This is a genomic window from Megalodesulfovibrio paquesii, assembly GCF_054653055.1.
Genome location: NZ_BAAIGQ010000006.1, coordinates 620,308 through 639,140 on the forward strand (window position 1 = coordinate 620,308; position 18,833 = coordinate 639,140).

The window sequence follows — 18,833 nt, forward strand, 5'->3', positions numbered from 1 at the left end:
CGGGTTCAGAAGCGCGAACACGCCTCCGCAAGGGCGGGGGCGAGGTGGGGATTGCTGCCGAAATGCACGTGGATGTAGCTGCCGAGGACGTTGCCCAGCTGCCAGCCGCCGGATCTGGCGGCGTCGGCGGGGCTGGCGCCGGTCCGATCTGTCACATCATAGACTCGACGGGCGGCGTCGTCCAGTGGTTGCGGATCAACCAGGAAGGAATAATGGAACTCATGTCCGCGCAGCCGCGTGCCGGCCGGGCCCAGCAGGGTGGGGGCGGTGGTGACGACCTGCCGGTAACCCAGGGCCGCGAAGCGTGCTCCCATCCGGGCGGTGCCGGGGAGGACGCCGGCCATGGGGAAGACGCCGTCACTGGTCTGCAGGTGTTCCAGCAGGTACATGAAGCCGCCGCATTCGGCGAAAACCGGTCGGCCCGACGCTGCCAGTTTCTGAATGGCGGCGCGCATGGCCGCGTTGTCCGCCAGCTGTCGCGCGTGCAGTTCGGGGTAGCCGCCGGGCAGGTAGAGTCCCTGCGCACCCGCGGGCAGGACCGCATCCCGCAGGGGGGAGAAAAAGCGCAGCTCGCAGCCGGCCTGTTTCAGGCGGTGGAGGGTTTCCTCGTAACAAAAGCAAAAGGCCTCGTCCCGGGCCACGGCCAAACGGGCTGCGGGGCGATCCACTGGCGGCGCTGGTGGTGCCGGCGGCGCAGGGAGAGCGCTTGGCTGGCCGGGCAGGGGGCGCAGGCGTGTCAGCAGGTCATTCAGGTCCAGCCCGGCTTCCACCCAGTCGGCCAGACGGTCCAGCCGGGCAGCAAAGGCAGGATCGGCGTCGTGCAGGGCCAGCCCCAGGTGCCGGGCGGGCAGGGCGATGTCCTCCTGACGCGGGAGCATGCCGGCCAGATGCAGCCCAGGGGAGTGGGCGGCCAGGGCTGCGGCCAGCAGGGTGCGATGATTGGGCGAGCCCACGCGGTTCAGGGCCACGCCGGCAAAGGCCAGCCCCGGTTCGAACTGCACATAGCCCTGGATGAGCGCCGCCGCGGAGCGGGCCATGGCCCGCACGTCCGCCACCAGAAGCACCTGTCCGCCCAGCAGCCGGGCCAGCTCGGCCGTGGCGCCGCGGGAACTGACGGCCGATGCGCCATCGTGCAGGCCCATCACCCCTTCCAGGATGCAGAGGTCGGCGTCTTGGGCCGTTTCGTACAGGGCAGTGTACAGGGCGGCCGGCGGGCACATCCAGCTGTCCAGGTTCCAGGATGGCCGGCCCGTGGCCAGGGCGTGCAGGGCGGGGTCGATGAAATCCGGACCGGCCTTGAAGGCCTGGACCCGCAGGCCGCGGCGCGAAAAGGCGCGCATCAGCCCCAGAGCCACGGAGGTCTTGCCGCAGCCGGAATGCGTTCCGGCCACAACCAACAAAGGGGGCGGACACCCCGCCGCAAAACGGTGGCGCATGCTACAGCGCGATGACCCCTTCCACCTGCGAGGCCTTTTGATACAGCATGCAGACTTCGTCACTGCAGCGCATTTCCATTTCCATGGTCAGGGCCACGTATTTGCCGCCGCGGGAGGCGCGGGCGGTGTGGCGTTCCGGCTCCAGCAGGGCCAGCAGCCGCGAGGCCTCGGCTTGCGGGACAATGAATTTGAACATAAACAGACAGGGCCACTGATGCGCGCTGTCCAGCTGGGCCTTGAGACCGGCCAGGGAGGCGTCGTCGATTATCGGCATGCGGGCTCCGCGCTCTGCGCACCGTTTTCCGCGGTGAACGAGCGCAGCAGGATGGCGGCATCCTCGGGCCGGGCGGCAGCGCCCAGCTCCACGGCCTTGCCGTGGCAACGGAAGAGCGCCTCGCCTTCCATGTCCACGTAACCGGCGGACAGGACCGTGGCATACGGCATCTGCTCGCGCATCTCGGCATGGTCGATGCGGTCGGGGAATATGATGGGCAGGGGACGGCCCTGAAAATCCTCGAACATGATGTACTTCATATGACGCTCCTTGGGTCCCGGGGACGCGCAAATCCTACGGCCTTTGCCGGCAAAGGTCCAGATACGCATGAACGATCTCGCCATCTACAGTTCCCCGCTTTTGTGCGGGCTCATCGGCTGGGGCACCAACTGGTTGGCTGTGAAAATGCTCTTTCGTCCGCGTCAGCCGGTCCGGCTGCTCGGGATGCGCTTCCTGACCATCCAGGGCGTTTTCCCCAAGCGCCATCAGGCCCTGGCCGAGCGGCTGGCCCATCTGGTGGAGACGCAGCTGTTCTCCCACAAGGATATCCAGGCCTACCTGGAACAGCCGGCCTTCCAGACCCGGCTGCACGCGCTCATGGACGACTATCTTGATTCCCTGATCAAAGACGTCCTGCCCACGCGCATCCCCATGCTGGCCATGTTTTTGAATGACAACCTCGCCCCCAAGATCAAGGAGCTGCTGGCCGAGCAGTTCGAACGGCTCGTCCCCCGGCTGATCCAGGCCCTGGGCCAGGAGCTGGAGGAGAGCCTCTCGGTCAAGGAAACCGTGCGGGCCAAGATCGAGGCCTTCTCCATGGAACAGCTCGAAGGCGTGCTTCTGACCCTGATGAAGAAGGAGTTCAAGTTCATCGAGATCAGCGGCGGTGTGCTCGGCGTGCTGGTGGGTCTGGCCCAGGCGGCCTGGCTCATGGCTGTGAGGTAATGAACGAGCTGTGCCGCTGGGAGACGCCTTGCTCGCAGTCAGGCTGATGGCCGGGGCCGGGCGGTCAGTTTCCGCCCTTGGCCAGACGCAGCGCAGCCTCCACGCCCAGGATATGCCCCTCGAAGAGCCGGCCTGCGGCCAGCTGGGCCAGAGCGGGCAGGGCCTCGGCCGCGGCGGCATCCGTGGCTACCACATAGCAGGGCGGCAGGGGCACCGCCTCGCCACGGGTGCGCCAGTGCGCGTGCAGGGCGGCCGGGGCCGGCAGCACAACATTGCCGCCCGTGAGCAGAATCACCGAAGGCAGCATGCCCGGCCAGGCCGTCAGCACGTCCCCCTGGGCCAGCAGCTGATCCAGCGCGGCCGTGAGGACCGGTGCCAGGGCACTCGGCCCTGAGGGGGTGGCGGGCAGGGCCTCAATCTCCGCCCGCAGCGCGGCCAGGGTGGCCGGGTCATTGCCTTGCGCCGACAAGACAGCGGGGCCGGGCAGGGCCGGGGTGGATGTGCCATTGGTGGACGCGCCGAAGGGCAGGACGATGGTCAGGTCCCGCGTGCCGGGCTGGAGCAGGGCGGAGCCGGTGCGGTCTTCCCGGTGTGGATCCAGCAGGGCGGCCAGGGCGTCCTTGCGTTGCTGCAGGCCCGGGGGGCGGGTATCCAGCACATAGACCGTGGCCGACGGTTTGCGCAGATCCATGCGTATCCGGGTCAGTGCGTCAAGCAGTGTGGCCGGCTCGGGCCAGCGGATGGGCGCCAGGGGGCGGGAGAGGTCCACGCCCCACGCCGGGTTGAAGAGGGACCGGTCGGCCTGGCGGGTGTTCATGCCCAGGAGGGAGGTGCGGTAGCCCGCGGCGGTGAACGCCTGCTGGGCGTCGGGCTCCAGGAGGGTGTTGCGCAGTTCGATGAAGCGTTCCAGCTTGTGCTTGTTGTCCGCCCGCTCCACAAAGGCCAGGGTGAAGTCGGCCAGGGCCAGACCGTCGCTGGGATAGATGAGGTCCAGTGGCTCCTCGCCGTGGCTGACGAGGTGCTGGTTGGCGGCCAGGAGCATGGCCTCGTCGTTGAGCATGGCCTCGAGCCGCGGCTGCATGGAGAGGAACAGATCCCGCAGGAGCATGGACCCGGCGGCGGTGCGGACCACGCCGGCCAGGAAATCGCGGGCCTGGGCCTGCAGGACGGGGTCGTCCAGCTGTGCCCGGGACAGTGCGCCGGGAGCAGCGGGCGAGCCGGGCGCCTCGGTCGCGCCGGCCAGGGCCACAAGCAGGCCCATGCCGGCCGCGGCGCCGGAGGTGGACTGCGTGGGCGAGGCCATGACGTACCGCAAGGCTCCGGAGCGCACGGCCCGCAGGATTTCCGCGGTGGAGACGGCCCGGTCGCGCCATTCCAGGGACTTGGCCACCCTGCGCCGCAGGCCCAGGATGACCGGGGAGTGCATGATGGAGGCGGCCTCCCGCACCTGCTGGCGGGCGTCCGGCGGGGTGGTCCCCAGGGCGATCCAAGGCAGGTTGGCCGTGAGCACGGCGTCGCAGGGAAAGGGCGGGGCCTGCAGATCCAGCATGATGTCCGCAGGGCTTTTGTACAGCAGGCGGACTTCCAGGCGGCGGGCTTGGGCGGCCTGAAGAATGGCCGGCTCGACCTCCTTGACCTCGGGACAGGCCAGGATGGTCAGGATTTCCACGGGCTCGGCCGAGCGGCTGCAGCCCTGAGGTGTCAGCAGCACGAGCATCAGCAGCAACGCCGGAATCGCCCAAGGGCGGCGGCTCATGACCGATGCTCCGGGCGACGGTCCGCAACGGCGAGTCCACGCGGTTTCAGGGAGCTGAGGAACAGGCCGAGGCCACCGACCAGCAGCGCGAGAATGGTCAGCAATTCAAAGGAGGACATGGACCTGAGCCGAAACTGGATCGAGGCGATGACGCCCACGCCCAGCATGAGCAGCGAGGCCCCGGCCAGGAGCCAGCCGAGCATCTTCCCGGCATCATAAAAAATGAGCCCGATTCCGAAAATGAAGGGGATCAGCACCATGCCGCCAGTGAGGCCATAGCCGCCGACATGAAACAGCGCCCGACCCCAGCCGAAGCCGGCATGCACCGTGATGGCGTCAAAGAACAGATACCCGCCAGCCACCATCATGGCCAGTCCAATGAAAAAGCGGCCCACGCCGCCGCTGGTGCCTCCCGCGCCCATGGCATGCCTCCGGTTTCCGACAGTATGACACAGTCCCTGCCGAAGCGGAACCATGGAATTGATTGCCAAGAGTTCATGATTATCACATAACTGGCGGTGCTGTTCACCAGTTGCAGGCTGGTGTATAGAAGATTCATGCAAGGAGCAGCCTCCATGAAACGATTCGTTTCCGCCCTGCTGGCCACATGCGTTGCAGCTGGTGTGGCCTGGGCCGCCACGGAAATGGCGGTGCAGGTCAAGGTGGGACAATTGCGCGAGAAGCCTACCTTTTTAAGCCGCGTCCTGGCCGAAATTCCCTACGGCCAGAGCGTGAGCGTACTCGAGGAACAGGGCGACTGGCGGCGCGTGTCCGCAGCTGGCGGCATGGGCTGGATGCACCAGACGGCCATCGCCGTCCAGCAGAGCGCCCTCATCGCCAAGGCCCAGCAGCAGGCCACAGGCGCCAGCACTGGCGAACTAGCCCTGGCTGGCAAGGGATTTTCCAAAGCCGTCGAGGACAAGTTCCGGCAGGTTCGCGGCAATCTTGACTATTCCTGGCTGGACAAGATGGAGGCCAATACCGTGGCTCCGCAGCAGTTGCAGGCCTTTGTTGCAGAGGGCAGTCTTTCCCTGCCCGGGAGGGACGGCTGATGCCCCGGATGCCTCGCAAGACATTGTTGCTGGTGCTGGCGGTGACCGTGCTGGCCGTGGTGGGCGTGGCCTTTGCCCAAATGCCCGGCGGCCAGTTGCCGACTGGCCAATTGCCTTCCATGGATCAGCTGATGCAGCAAATCCAAAAAGAGCAGGGTATTGCGAATCCAGCTGGTGGAGGAGCCGGCGGCCCGGCCCTGACTGGCCTGAACGCCACCCAGGAAGTGATGACCAACTACAAGGCTCTGACCCCGGAACAGGAATACTGGCTGGGTCGGTCTGTTGGTGCAATGATCCTGGGGAATTACAAGCCCTACCCGGATGAAAGGGCCAACCAGTACGTGAACCTGCTGGGCCGGTCCCTGGCGGCGGCCTCCAGCATGCCCGAGACCTTTGCCGGGTACCGGTTTCTGATTCTGGATTCCGATGACATCAACGCCCTGGCCGCGCCCGGGGGCTTCATTTTCATCACCAAGGGCCTCATCCGCTGCTGCCCGCACGAAGAAGCCCTGGCCGCGGTGCTGGCCCACGAAATCGGGCATATCGAAAAACGTCATGGCGTCCAGGCCATCAAGCAGGCCCGCATCCAGAACGCCCTGACCTCCCTGGCCATGCAAAGCCTCAAGGATCAGGCCGGCCAGGAGCTTTCGCAGCTGGTCTCCAACTTTGAGGGCTCCATCACGGATGTGTTCAACGCCCTGGTGGTGGCCGGCTACTCCCGTCAGGCCGAGGCCGAGGCCGACCTGGCGGCCATGGAACTCCTTGCCCGCGTCGGCTACCCGCCCTCGGGCATGGTGGACATGCTCCTGGCCATGGAAGAACGACTGAACCCGGCCCGCAAGGACTTCTCCCACACCCACCCCTCGCCCGTGGAGCGCTACAAGTACATCAAACAACACGTGCCCTTCACGTACCAGCCGGTGCAGTCGCTGCCGGCCCGGCAGGCCCGGTTCCAGGCGGCTCTGGCCGGGGTGCTGGCCGGCCAGTAACGAGCAAAGGCAGGAAACCACGTGGCAGGCGCAGGCGCGTTCGGCAAGGGCCTTTCCGGCCTGCTGCATCACCGCTGGCGGCGCGCCGTGGTGGCGGGCCTGGGTGGTTTTCTGCTGACCATCCTGCTGCAGCAGCAAGGTTTTTACCAAAGCTGGGAAGACAGCACCTGGGACTGGCGGGTCCGGATCCTGGCTGCTCCTGGCGCGGCCACGGACCAGATCCGGCTGGTCCTGCTGGATCAGGACAGCCTGGGCTGGGCCGAGCAGGTGTACGGCGTCGCCTGGCCCTGGCCTCGCGAATTCTATGCGGCCATCGTCTCCTGGCTTTCCAGCCAGGGCGTGCGGGCCGTGGCTTTTGATGTGCTCTTCACCGAAAACCAGGCCCGCGACCGGCCCGAGGACGACGCCACCCTGGTGCAGGCTGCGGCAGGCTCCGGGCGCATGCTCGGCGCGCTGTTTCTCGGCCGCGAGAGTGGGGAAGACACCCGCTGGCCCGATGGCCTCAAACGGCCGCAGCTGGCCATCCAGGGGCTGGAGGCCATGCCCGCGGCCCTGGCGCAGCAGCTGGCCTATCCCCGCGCGGCCTTTCCTTTTCCAGAACTGGGCAACGCCATGGCCATGCTCGGCACGGTGCAGGCTTCCGGCGATGAGGACGGCGTGGTGCGCAAGGTGCCGCTCATCTCCCTGTTCGATGGCCACGTGGTCCCCTCCCTGGGGCTCGCACCGTTGCTGGTGGGCGGGCAACAGCGCTGGCTGCAGCTGAATTTTGCGGATCGTTTTTTCGAGGTGGATGGTGCGAGAATTCCCATTGACCATTCCGCCGAGGCCTTGCTGCGGTTTCGCGGCCCCCCGGGGACGCACAAGGCCTACAGCGCCGCCCAGGTGCTCCAGGCCATGGACCCGGGCACAGGTACAGGCAATGGCACGGGCGGCGATACGTCGATTAATCCTGAGGAGTTGCGCGACCGCTACGTGTTTTTTGGTTTTTCCGCGCCAGGGCTGATGGATCTGCGGACCGCACCTGTGAGCGGGACCTATCCGGGCGTGGAATTCTGGGCCACCTTGCTGGACAACCTGCTCTCTGGCGACGCCCTGCGCAAGGCCGAGCCCTGGCAGGCCTGGGCCGTCATTTCTGTCTGCTGCCTGCTGGCGGCCATGGCCGGCGCGTTGCTGGTTTCAGCCTGGAGTCAGGCCGGGGCCTTTCTGCTGGTGCTGCCTCTGCCCGTGGCCGGCAGTCTGCTGGCCTATCAGCAGGGGCTGTGGCTGCCCATGGTGGCTCCTGCGGCCGGGGCGCTGGGCGCCTTCACCGTGAGCGCGTTGATGAATTACGCCCTGGAAGGCCAGCAGAAACGTTTCATCAAGAACGCCTTCCAGCAGTATCTGCACCCGGCGGTCATCGAGCAGCTCATCCAGCACCCGGAAAAACTCAGCCTGGGCGGGGAGCGGCGCACCCTCTCGATCTTCTTTTCGGATCTGGAAGGCTTCACCACCCTTTCGGAGAACCTGGACGCCGAGACAGTCACCCGGTTCCTCAACGACTATCTCTCAGCCATGACAGAGATTATTCTGGAAGAGGGCGGCACCGTGGACAAATACGAGGGCGATGCCATCATTGCCTTCTGGAATGCACCGCTGGATCAGCCCGATCATGCCGCGCGGGCCTTGCGTTCGGCCCTGCGCTGCCAGCAGCGGCTGGAAGAACTCCGGCCGCGCTATCAGGCCAGGCTGGGCGCGGCCCCGCGCATGCGCATCGGCGTGAACACCGGGGAAGCCATCGTGGGGAATCTGGGATCGAGCACGCGGTTCGATTACACCATGATCTCCGATGCGGTGAATCTGGCTTCTCGCCTGGAATCATTGAATAAACAATTCGGAACCTTCACCATGTGCTCTGCCGCCTCGCGTGAGGCCTGCGGGCAGGCGCTTGATGCCACGGTGCGGTTCCGGGAGCTGGGACGGGTGCAGGTCAAGGGCAAGGCCAAGCCGGTGGTGGTGCATGAGCTGCTTGGCGTGGCCGACACTGTCACGCGGGTCGAGGCCCTGGCGCGGTTTGAGAACGCCCTGGCGGCGTTTTACGAGGGGCGCTTTGCAGCGGCGCGCGAGCTTTTTCTGGAACTTGCCGCCCAGGACCCACCGGCCGCGGCCTATGCGGAAAAATGCCTGGAAATGCAGGAAGCCCATCCCAAAGACTGGGCCGGCGTGTGGGTGATGACCAGCAAGTAGTGTTCCGCCGGATGGTGCGTGGCATGTCCCCGAGATGAGGATCGTCAGCCAGAATGCGGGGATTCTGGCGGCCGATGTTGCGTCCTCAGGGCAGGTATATTTTGAGGGCGCAACCCTATCCTGACCGCTTGCGCGACTTCTTTTCCGGGGGCAGTGTCCGGGAGGATATTTTCGCAGAGGCCACCGGCTGGCGCGGCGCCACCTCCTGGATGGCTCGGGTCAGGTCGGCCACGCTGTACGGCTTGAGCAGCACCTGCTTGATGGCCGGCACGCTGCGGGCGGCTTCCACGGCCGTGCCACGGCCCGAAACCATGAGCACTGGAATGTCCGGGAACAGCTGCTCCAGGGCCCGGGCGAATTCCGCGCCGTTGATGTCCGGCATGTCATAGTCTGTGACCACCACATCATAGCCAATGGTGCCGCCCACGGTGCCGGCCAGGGCCTCCAGAGCCTCGGCCGCGGCCGGGAAGGCGCGCACGGCATAGCCCAGCCGGGTCAGGGCGCGGGGGATGGTCCGCAGCTGGTCCTGGTTGTCTTCCAAGAACAGCACCGACTGCGTCCCCGGCACGGCCTGCAGCTCCTCCACCGGGCCGGCCACGGCGTCTTCTTCCTGAAACGGCAGGTAGATATCGAACACGGTGCGCAGGAAGGGCGTGCTGGTCAGGGTGACCGAGCCCTTGTGGGCGGCGATAATGCCCTGCACCACGGCCAGCCCCAGGCCGGTGCCCTCGCCCTTGTCCTTGGTGGTGAAGAAGGGATCGAAGATTTTGTTGATGATTTCCTGAGGGATGCCCGGGCCGTTGTCCTGCACGGCCAGACGCAGGAAGGGCCCTGGCGCCACGCGCAACACGTCGGCGCGGTCTTCGGAAATATCCACGAGATCCAGGGAAACGCCAATGACCCCGCCGGTCTGGCGCATGGCCTGATAGGCGTTGGAACAGAGGTTCATGACGATCTGACGGATCTGCGCCGGGTTGACCAGACACAGGGGCAGTTCGTCAGGAATATCCTCCTCCAGCCGGATGGCGGCCGGCAGGCTGGCCCGCACCAGGCTGACGGCGTCGCGGACCACGCGGGCCACATCCGTGGGCTCCAGGCCCTCGCGGGTGGGGCGGGTGTACGTCAGGAGCTGGCGGACCAGATCGCGACCCTGGCGGGCGGCCTTGAGGGCACGGGCGGCATCGTCCGAAGCCTCGGCCCTGTCTGGGATATCCAGCATGGCCAGCTCGATGGAGTTGGTGATGGTGGTGAGCAGATTGTTGAAATCATGCGCAATACCACTAGCGAAGGCCCCGATGGCCTCCATCTTTTGCGACTGGAGCAACTGGCGCTCCAGGCTCACGCGGCGGGTGATGTCCTCGGCCGAGGAAAGCACGCCCACGACGTTGCCGGTCTTGTCATGCAAGGGGACCTTGCTGACCTCCAGGGTCACAGGCACGTCGTCCCGGCGGTCCACGTTCCAGATCATTTTGTATTTCGGCTGATTGCTGGCGATGACCTCCCGGTCCTCGGCCTCGCCACGCACGGCGTAGTGGTCGCTGGACATGAGGTCGCGGTTGGTCAGCCCCACCACTGTTTCCGGGTCCCCCAGGTGAAAGAATTCCACGAAGGATTTGTTTGCTCCAAGATATCGGCATTCATGATCTTTCCAGTAGACAAGCTGCGGGATGTTGTCCGTGAGCAGGCGCATGAAGGAGAGCTGGTCCACCACCTGCTGTTCCACCCGCCGTCGTTGGATGATGGTTCTGGCCAGGAGCACCAGCACGGTGCCCATGGCGGCCATGCTGATCATCAGGGTCCAGAAGACCTGCTTGTCGAGTTCGTAGAAGGGGGAGGGTTCGTTGATGAGCTGGCTGTCCGGCGGCAGCATGCTCTCGCGCACATGCAGTTTCTGCATCACGCGGTAATCGAAAATGTACTGGTTGGCTGTACCGTTGACGATGGGGATATTTTCCATCTGCTCCCCGTCGAAAATGCGGACCACCATGTCTGCGGCGGCGCGGCCCTGCTCGTGCCCGTCCAGGAGCCTGCCGCCAAGGGCCCCGTGACCGAGGAAGAAAAGCCAGCTGGTGTAAATGGGGGCAGAGGTGTTTTTGTAAATGTATTCGAGCACATTCTCCACACTGTGGCTGTGCCCGCCTTCTGCGATGTAAAAGGGGATGTAATAGAGGATGCATTGGTCGTCGACCTGGGCGAGCAGGCTGTTCAGGTCGTCAAAGGAGGTGATCTCATGGTAGGAAAACCGCATCGCATCAGAAAAAAAAGCTGCGCCTTCGCGTATTTGCGCGGTAATGGCCCGGGAGGTGACAGAGGTGTCGCCCACCACATGCACGGTGGAGCGAAAGGGATGCATGCGGCGGGCTGCGGCCAGGGTTTCCCTGGCGGGCACGTTTTCCAGTACGCCGGTAATATTCTGTTTTCCTAAGATTTCTTCCGCTTTGAAGTCATTGATGCCTGAAAAGATGACGGGCACGCCAGGAAAGAGCTTTTCGCCCTCGGCGAGGATGTAGTCATAGGCATTGTTGTCCGAGACCATGATGGCGTGGAATTTCTGGTTGGCGAACTTTTTGCGGAAAAGTTCGGTGTACACGCCCTGCAGTTCCTCAAGGGGGAATTTTTTGGCGTCCAGGTATTCAACCTGCAGGTCCACGCTGTAGGGGGCGCTGGCGAAACGGTCCCGCGCGCCCTGGAGGATGGTGTCGGACCAGCTGTACCCGTTTTGATAGGAATTGAGGTACAGCACGTGCCGCCAGGTGGGGTCGCGCTGGGATCCCGGCTGCGCCGCCGCGGCATTGAGGGGGCACAGCGCCAGGAGGAAAAAGAGGAACCCCCATCCATTCAAGGAGAAAAACGGTTTCCCTGACCTGCGAATCATGCTATTGGAAATCCAGGATAAGGACTGCGCAAGCATGCGCGTTATGGGCGTGTGGCATCGGGTTACCAGGGGAAAACAATGCGGCGTGAGAATTGCCATGGCGTGAGGGCGTTGGGGGGTTGGGGCCGTGTGATGTGCCGGGGTGGCAGGAACAGGCGGCCTTTTGTGTTGTGGATATTGGCGCTGGGACTCTTTGTCCAGTGTCTTCCTGCATTCGCCAGCAGCGTTGCAGCCCAGGGGCAGGCGGCGCCGCAGGCCGTGGAGGTGCAGGCAGAAAAGGCCACAGCCAATAACGTACCAATTTACCGGGAGTATCCGGCCCGCGTGGAAGCGGCGGAAAGCGTGGAGATCCGCGCCCGGGTGGAAGGGTATCTGGCCTCCATCGAGTTTGTTGAAGGCAGTACCGTCAAAAAGGGCGACCTGCTTTTTACCATTGATCCTTCCCAGTTTGACGAGTCCGTGCGCAATGCCCAGGCCAGTCTGAACCAGGCCAAGACCGACCTGGAGGCGGCCAAGCGCGGGGTGGAGGTGCTGAAAGCCCGGGCCGATCTGGCCAAGAGCATCGCCACCTGGACCAACAACCAGCTGGATGTGAAGCGCTACAAGAGTCTGGTGGCCAATGATTTTGTCAGCAAACAGGAATACGACCAGACCGTGACTGCCGAGCGCGAGTCTGCCGCTGTGGTGGAGGCCAACAAGGCCCTCCTGACCCAGGCCGAAGTGAATCAGGAATCGGAGATTGCCCGCAGCCAGGCCGCGGTGGAGGCTGCCGAAGCCCAACTGGCCCAGGCGCAGCTCAATCTTTCCTATACCAAAATGTATGCCCCGGTCAGCGGGCGCATCGGCACGGCCCAGGTCAAGACCGGCAGCCTGGTCGGCCGCAGCGAGAGCACGCTGCTGGCTACCATCACCACCATCGACCCCATTTACGTCGTCTTTCAGCTGGATGAAAAAGACTACATCCAGGTGGCCCGCCGCCGCATTGAACGCGAAAAACAAAAAGGCGCCAGCGACCCCACTGCATTTCAGCTGACCCTGGCGGATGGCAGCCATTATGGTGAAGATGGCGTGCTGAACATGGTCGGCAGCACCGTGGACGCTGCCACCGGGGCGCTGACCATCCGTGTCCAGTTCCCCAACCCCGACACGCTCTTGCGCGACGGCCAGTTCGCCCGCATCCGCGTGGAGGCGGACACCCTGCAAAACGCCGTCACTGTGCCGCAGCGGGCAATCCAAACCATGCAGGGCATGAATTATGTCTTCGTGGTCAAGGATGACTCCACGGCAGAGCAGCGCAAGATCAAGACCGGGGACCGCGTGGGCGATCGCATGGTCATCACCGAAGGCCTTGCCGCCGGGGAAACCGTGGTGGTGGATGGCGCACAGCGGCTGCGGGCTGGCATGAAGGTCACGCTCAAGCAGCAGTAAGCTGATCCACACGACAATGGCAACGAGCGCAGGCTGCCGCCTGGACACGCCCAGGCATGCCCCCGACGGCCCGTCGCACGACCCGTTGCTGATGCAAGGCACTCCAAGACGGCGAGTTCCGGAGGGGAAACCGCATGGCTGAAGGCAGTAAAGGGAATCTGTTCATCGACAGGCCGGTTCTGGCCGGGGTTATCGCCATCATCATGGTGCTGGTGGGCGTCATGTCCATCATGCGCCTGCCCATCGCCCAGTTCCCGCAAATTGCGCCACCCACGGTGAGCGTTTCCGCCACCTATTCCGGCGCCACCGCCACGGTGGTGGAAGAAACCGTGGCCACGCCCATCGAGCAGCAGGTCAACGGTGCGGAAGCCATGATGTACATGGACTCCGTCAGCGCCAACGACGGCAGCATGACCCTGACCACCACCTTTGAGATTGGCCGCGATCTGGATCTGGCCAACGTGGACGTGCAGAACCGCGTCAGCCTGGCCAATTCCAAGCTGCCCTCGGACGTTATCAAGGAAGGCTTGAACATCCAGAAGAAATCGCCGGACATGGTCATGGTCGTCAGCGTCTACTCGCCCGACGGCTCCCTGGACGACCTCTTCCTCTCCAACTACGTCTCCATCAACATTCAGGATACATTGGCCCGTATCCCCGGCGTCGGGGCCATCAACCTCGTGGGCGCGGGGGACTATGGCATGCGCATCTGGGTGGATCCAGACAAGCTCATGCGCCTGGGGCTCTCGGCCACGGACATTTACAACGCCATCGAAGAACAGAACGTCCAGGCCCCGGCCGGCCAGCTGGGCATGCCGCCGGCGCCGCAAGGTACGCAGTTCCAGCTGCCCATCCGCGTCAAAGGACGGTTGATCACCCCCGAGGAATTCCAGGAAATCATCCTTGTGGCCCGCCCGGACGGCACTTCCGTGCGCATCAAGGACGTGGCCAGCGTGGAACTGGGGGCCAAGGATTACACCTCCTATGGGCATCTGAACAAAAAACCCTCCGCCCTGCTGATCATCTACCAGCTGCCTTCGGCCAACGCCCTGGACGTGGCCACGCAGGTAACCGCCACCCTGGAGGAGCTTTCCTCGCGCTTCCCGGTGGGTCTGTCCTATTCCATCCCGTATGACGCCACCAAGTTCGTCACCGTATCCATTGAAGAAGTGGTGCATACGTTTGTGGAGGCCGTGATCCTGGTCTTCCTGGTGGTGTACATCTTTCTGCAGAGCTGGCGGGCGACGATCATCCCGCTCATCACCGTGCCCGTGTCTATCATCGGCACATTTGCGCTTTTCGGACCGCTGGGCTTTTCCATCAACACGCTGACCCTCTTTGGTCTGGTGCTGGCCATCGGCATTGTGGTGGACGACGCCATCGTGGTGGTGGAGGCGGCCATGCATCACATTGAGCAGGGCATGACCCCCAAGGAAGCCACCCGGCAAGCCATGCGCGAGATTACCGGGGCCATCATCGGGGTGACCTTTGCGCTGAACTCGGTGTTCGTCCCCCTGGCCTTCATGACCGGGCTGACCGGCCAGCTCTATCAGCAGTTCGCCCTGACCCTGGCCGGCTCGGTGCTCATCTCGGCCATCAACGCCCTGACGCTTTCGCCGGCGCTCTGCGCATTGCTCCTCAAACCGGGCAAGCAGGGTGGCGGTCGCGGGCCACTGGCCTGGTTCTTCCGCCAGTTCAACACCGTGTTCGACCGCACCACCACGGGCTACGTCAGCTTTGCCGGGCTCTTTTCCCGCAAACTGCTACTCACGGCCATCGTGCTGGTGGCGGCGTATGCCGGCTCGGGGCTGTTGGGCACATCCCTCCCCACCGGCTTTGTGCCCGAGGAAGATGAGGGCGTGTTCTTTGCCGAACTGACCCTGCCCCAGGGCGCCTCCCAGGAGCGGACCCAGAAGGTGGTGGCCGAGATGGAAAACCGCCTGCTGGCCATGGACGGCGTGCAGGATGTGATTCTCCTGGGCGCCTTTTCCATGACCACCGGGATCAACTCTTCCAACGTGGCCTGCGCCATCGTGAACCTGAAGGACTGGAGCCAGCGCAAGACACCGGCGTTGCAGCTGAACGCCATCGTGGCCAAGGCGCGCCAGGCGTTGAAGGATTTGGTGGAGGCCGAGACCTTCATCTTCACCAAGCCGCCCATCCCTGGCGTGGGCAACGTGGGCGGCATCCAGTACCTGCTGCAGGATACCGGTGGCAACACGCCGGAAGATCTGGCCAAGGTGGCCGGTGACTTCATGGCTGCCTGCCGCAAGGAAAAGATGTTCGCTGCCGTCTTCACTGGCTACAACGTCTCCACCCCGCAGATCGAGGCCCTGGTGGACCGCGAAAAGGCCAAGGGCCTGGGTGTGCCGGTGAACGAAATCTTCCAGACGCTGCAGATCTATCTTGGTGGATTGTATGTGAATGATTTTAATATGTTTGGTCGAAGCTACCGAGTCATGCTGCAGTCCATGCCCGAGTTCCGGGTCACCCCGGAAGACATGGGCCGCTTCTACGTGAAAAGCGCCGCTGGCGACATGATCGCCCTCTCCACCCTGGTGGACGCGGCCAGCATCACCGGTCCGCAATTCACCAAGCGGCATAACCTGTACCGCACTGCGGAAATCAACATCGTGCCGGCCCCGGGCGTGAGCACCGGCCAGGCCATCGCCAGGCTGCGGGAACTCTCTGCTGCCAACCTGCCGCAAGGCTATTCCTATGACTGGGGTGGCTCGGCCTATCAGGAAGTCAAGGCCTCGGGGCAGGCAGGCCTCGTCTTCGGTCTGGCCGTGCTGTTCTGTTTCCTTGTGCTGGCGGCGCTGTACGAGAGCTGGTCTCTGCCTTTTGCAGTCATGCTCTCCGTGCCCCTGGCCGCCCTGGGGGCCTTCCTGGGACAGATGCTCCACGGGCTGGATCTGAACGTCTACGCGCAGATCGGTCTGGTCATGCTTGTGGGGCTGGCCGCCAAGAACGCCATCCTCATCGTGGAGTTCGCGGCCGACCAGCACAAACAGGGCAAGACCGTCATGGAGGCGGCCATGGACGCCGCCCGGCTGCGCTTCCGGCCCATCCTCATGACCTCCTTTGCCTTTATCCTCGGCGTGCTGCCCCTGGTGCTGGCCAGCGGCGCGGGCGCCAACTCGCGCATCGCCCTGGGCGTGAGTGTGGCCTCGGGCATGCTCGTGGCCACACTCTGCGGCGTCTTCGTCATCCCCGCCTTGTACGTCGCCGTGAACAAGCTGACCGGCAAGAAATAGCCGGAAGAGAGCGAAGGAAGAAGAGGCGGAAAAAAGACAGAGAACCAGGGGGGATAATCCCCCCCTGGGCCCCCTTGTGCGTGTGGCCTTCGGGTGGATCAGATGATCCCCCGTAGGCCCACACCTTTTGGAGGGGGCCCGGGGGAACTCAGTTCCCCCGGTTCTCTCTTTCTCTTTTTCTTTCTTTTCTTCCGTTCACATCCCGTGCTCGCGCATCTTGTAGCGTAGGGCGCGGTCGCTGATCTGGAGGAGCCTGGCAGCCTCGGCCTTGCGGCCCTTGGTGGCATGGAGGGCCCGGCGGATGGCCCGCAGCTCGGCTTCGCGCACGGCAGCGTCAAGACTCAGGCAGGCAGGCGGGGGCTGCTGGTCGCCGAGGGCGTGGGTGGCGTCCATGTCCAGGGGCAAGTCGTCCGGCAAAATTTTTCCGCCCGAGGCCAGGAGCACGAGACGCTCGACGAGATTTTTCAGCTCGCGGACATTGCCGGGCCAGTGGTGAGCGGTCAGGCGAACCATGGTTTCTTCGGCAAAGGCCAGATCCCGCTTGTGATACCGATGGCAGAAGCGTTCCAGAAAAAAGGTGGCCAGGGGTGGGATTTCCTCACGGCGCATGCGCAACGGCGGCAGGACGATGGGGATGACATTGAGCCGGTAGAACAGGTCCGCCCGGAACTCGCCACGGCGGACCATGTCGGTAAGGTCACGATTGGTGGCCGCGATGATGCGGGCCTTGAAGGGCAGCAGCTTTTCGCCCCCCAGGCGCTTGTAGCGCCGTTCCTCCAGCACGCGAAGAAAATCCACCTGATTTTCCGGTGGAATTTCACCAACTTCATCCAGAAAGAGCGAGCCATCCTCGGCCAGCTCAAAGCTGCCTTTTTGCAGCCGGTGGGCGCCGGTAAAGGCGCCGGCCTCATGGCCAAAGAACTTGTCGGCAAACAGCTCGCCTTTGAGCACCCCACAGTTGACGGCCACGTACGGCTTGGCGCTGCGGCCGGAATGGCCGTGGATGAGCCGGGCGAAAAGCTCCTTGCCTGTGCCGGATTCGCCTTGGATGAGTACAGGGGCATCCGAGGCGGCCACCTGCACGGCCACGCGGTGCGTGGCCTGCATGGCCGGGGAGCAAATAATGAGGTCCATGCCCTCGATAAGCGTCTCGGGCACGTCAGCCAATAGCGGGTGGGGCGGAAGCGGAAAAGAATTGCCGGCAAGCGCCTCTGGGGAAGACATGGCAAAGCTCCTGGCGCGCATGTTCCTCTCGTCACGATGCGAATCAAAGCCAGGGAGTGAGTCTTTCGCGCCAAAGACCTCCCCGCGAGGAGGGATGTTCGGCAGGCGAAGGTGTTGCAATCGGCAACACCGTGCCGCATCCCGGAAGTAATTTGCCGGTTATTGCCGGGAGTGTCCAGGAAAAACCGCATGAATGCTCGGGTTGTGCTTGGCACAATGGTTGCTCGTGAGGATTATAACAAGCCATGCGCGGTGCATGGTCGGGGTCGCGACTCGGCAGGTCGTCCAGCCTGCTCCTGGCCGGGGATGCGCGCTATCCGCGGCAAAAACGAGGCGGACCCCACACCCGAAACCCCTGATCACCCCGGGAGGGAACGTGGCAACCATGAGTTTGCAAAAGAAAAGGACGGGAGTGCTGCTGGCGCTTCTGTTGGTGGTGTCGGTGGCGTGCATGCTGGGCTTTCTGCCCCATGAAACCCTGGCCCAGGCCGAGGCAGGCGCGCAGAGCACCACACCCTGGTGGGTATGGCCCATCGCGCTGGTTGTGTTCAGCTTTGTGCTGGGCGTCATCGCCGTGCTGGCCGGCGTGGGCGGCGGCGTGCTCTTTGTGCCGTTGGTCAGTGGCTTTTTTCCCTTCCATCTCGACTTCGTGCGCGGCACGGGCCTGATGGTGGCCCTGGCCGGAGCCCTGGCCGCCGGGCCGGGCCTGCTGCGCCGCAACCTGGCCAGTCTGCGTCTGGCCCTGCCTGTGGCGCTCATCGCCTCCAGCTGTTCCATCGTGGGCGCGTTCATGGGTCTGGCCCTGCCTACCAATGTGGTGCAGCTCTGCCTGGGCGGGACCATCCTGTTCATCGCCATCCTGCTGCTGACCTCCAAGAACGTCACCAAGCCCCATGTGGAAAAGCAGGACTGGCTTGGCGCGGCCCTGGGCATGTCCGGCATGTATTTCGACGCCTCCACCGGTGAACAGGTGGAATGGAAGACCCACCGCACCTTGCAGGGCCTGTTGCTCTTCATCGTCATCGGCGTCATGGCCGGCATGTTCGGCCTGGGCGCCGGCTGGGCCAACGTGCCGGTGCTGAACCTGCTCATGGGCGCGCCGCTCAAGATTGCCGTGGGCACCTCCAAGTTCCTGTTGTCCATCACGGACACCTCGGCCGCCTGGGTGTATCTGAATCAGGGCTGCGTGATCCCGCTCATCACCATTCCTTCCATCATCGGGCTGATGTGCGGCTCCTTCGTGGGCGTGAACCTGCTGGCCAAGGCCAAGCCCAAGTTCATTCGCTACATGGTCATCGGCGTGCTGCTGTTTGCTGGCGGCAAGGCGCTGATGAAGGGCCTGGGCATCTAACTTCCGCGAACGGGAACGCATTC

14 protein-coding genes are annotated in these 18,833 nt (G+C 64.2%); 7 read left to right on the forward strand and 7 right to left on the reverse strand.

Annotated features, from left to right (window positions below; genetic code table 11):
- Positions 1-5 precede the first annotated feature (5 nt).
- The 3 genes from ACYQ00_RS15635 to ACYQ00_RS15645 are packed head-to-tail and all read right to left on the reverse strand — an operon-like array spanning position 6 to position 1,970.
- Positions 6-1,436: a cobyrinic acid a,c-diamide synthase CobB gene (locus ACYQ00_RS15635; protein ID WP_460033032.1), complete on the reverse strand. Its 1,431-nt coding sequence runs from the start codon at positions 1,434-1,436 to the stop codon at positions 6-8.
- A gap of 1 nt (position 1,437) precedes the next feature.
- Complete coding sequence (locus ACYQ00_RS15640; protein ID WP_460033033.1) at positions 1,438-1,710, reverse strand: DUF493 family protein; 273 nt, start codon at positions 1,708-1,710, stop codon at positions 1,438-1,440.
- The gene (locus ACYQ00_RS15645) at positions 1,701-1,970 is read right to left on the reverse strand and encodes a hypothetical protein (RefSeq protein WP_460033034.1); all 270 of its coding nucleotides are present in this window, start codon (positions 1,968-1,970) and stop codon (positions 1,701-1,703) included. The genes ACYQ00_RS15640 and ACYQ00_RS15645 overlap by 10 nt, the downstream gene beginning before the upstream one ends.
- Positions 1,971-2,037: 67 nt before the next feature.
- Here ACYQ00_RS15645 and ACYQ00_RS15650 point away from each other — a divergent pair, with 67 nt between their 5' ends.
- Positions 2,038-2,655 (forward strand): DUF445 domain-containing protein, encoded by a 618-nt coding sequence (locus ACYQ00_RS15650; protein WP_460033035.1) that lies wholly within the window; start codon positions 2,038-2,040, stop codon positions 2,653-2,655.
- 64 nt (positions 2,656-2,719) lie between these two features.
- On the opposite strand, the gene ACYQ00_RS15655 is transcribed toward ACYQ00_RS15650, so the two are convergent.
- Both ACYQ00_RS15655 and ACYQ00_RS15660 read right to left on the reverse strand, forming a co-directional pair.
- Positions 2,720-4,411, reverse strand: a complete 1,692-nt coding sequence (locus ACYQ00_RS15655; RefSeq protein ID WP_460033036.1) for a hypothetical protein — start codon at positions 4,409-4,411, stop codon at positions 2,720-2,722.
- Positions 4,408-4,833 carry a hypothetical protein gene (locus ACYQ00_RS15660; RefSeq protein WP_460033037.1) on the reverse strand — a complete coding sequence of 142 codons (426 nt, stop codon included), beginning with the start codon at positions 4,831-4,833 and terminating at the stop codon, positions 4,408-4,410. The genes ACYQ00_RS15655 and ACYQ00_RS15660 overlap by 4 nt, the downstream gene beginning before the upstream one ends.
- A 153-nt stretch (positions 4,834-4,986) precedes the next feature.
- Between ACYQ00_RS15660 and ACYQ00_RS15665 the strand changes: the two genes are divergently transcribed.
- The 3 genes from ACYQ00_RS15665 to ACYQ00_RS15675 are packed head-to-tail and all read left to right on the forward strand — an operon-like array spanning position 4,987 to position 8,675.
- Complete coding sequence (locus ACYQ00_RS15665; protein ID WP_460033038.1) at positions 4,987-5,463, forward strand: SH3 domain-containing protein; 477 nt, start codon at positions 4,987-4,989, stop codon at positions 5,461-5,463.
- Positions 5,463-6,452 (forward strand): M48 family metalloprotease, encoded by a 990-nt coding sequence (locus tag ACYQ00_RS15670; protein ID WP_460033039.1) that lies wholly within the window; start codon positions 5,463-5,465, stop codon positions 6,450-6,452. The genes ACYQ00_RS15665 and ACYQ00_RS15670 overlap by 1 nt, the downstream gene beginning before the upstream one ends.
- 21 nt (positions 6,453-6,473) lie before the next feature.
- Positions 6,474-8,675, forward strand: coding sequence for a CHASE2 domain-containing protein (locus ACYQ00_RS15675; RefSeq protein WP_460033040.1), 2,202 nt, complete (start codon positions 6,474-6,476; stop codon positions 8,673-8,675).
- 115 nt (positions 8,676-8,790) lie between these two features.
- Here the strand turns inward: ACYQ00_RS15675 and ACYQ00_RS15680 are convergent, their stop codons facing one another.
- The gene (locus tag ACYQ00_RS15680) at positions 8,791-11,550 is read right to left on the reverse strand and encodes an ABC transporter substrate binding protein (protein WP_460033041.1); all 2,760 of its coding nucleotides are present in this window, start codon (positions 11,548-11,550) and stop codon (positions 8,791-8,793) included.
- Between the two features lie 165 nt (positions 11,551-11,715).
- On the opposite strand from ACYQ00_RS15680, the gene ACYQ00_RS15685 reads away from it, so the two are divergent.
- Together ACYQ00_RS15685 and ACYQ00_RS15690 are read left to right on the forward strand one after the other, a co-directional pair.
- Entirely contained in the window at positions 11,716-12,978 is a 1,263-nt protein-coding gene (locus tag ACYQ00_RS15685; RefSeq protein ID WP_460033042.1) for an efflux RND transporter periplasmic adaptor subunit, read from the forward strand.
- 134 nt (positions 12,979-13,112) lie between these two features.
- Positions 13,113-16,235, forward strand: a complete 3,123-nt coding sequence (locus tag ACYQ00_RS15690) for an efflux RND transporter permease subunit (RefSeq protein ID WP_460033043.1) — start codon at positions 13,113-13,115, stop codon at positions 16,233-16,235.
- A 195-nt stretch (positions 16,236-16,430) separates the two neighbouring features.
- Here the strand turns inward: ACYQ00_RS15690 and ACYQ00_RS15695 are convergent, their stop codons facing one another.
- Positions 16,431-17,459 carry a sigma-54 interaction domain-containing protein gene (locus ACYQ00_RS15695; RefSeq protein WP_460033044.1) on the reverse strand — a complete coding sequence of 343 codons (1,029 nt, stop codon included), beginning with the start codon at positions 17,457-17,459 and terminating at the stop codon, positions 16,431-16,433.
- A gap of 451 nt (positions 17,460-17,910) precedes the next feature.
- On the opposite strand from ACYQ00_RS15695, the gene ACYQ00_RS15700 reads away from it, so the two are divergent.
- The gene (locus ACYQ00_RS15700; protein WP_460033179.1) at positions 17,911-18,810 is read left to right on the forward strand and encodes a sulfite exporter TauE/SafE family protein; all 900 of its coding nucleotides are present in this window, start codon (positions 17,911-17,913) and stop codon (positions 18,808-18,810) included.
- Positions 18,811-18,833: the final 23 nt, after the last annotated feature.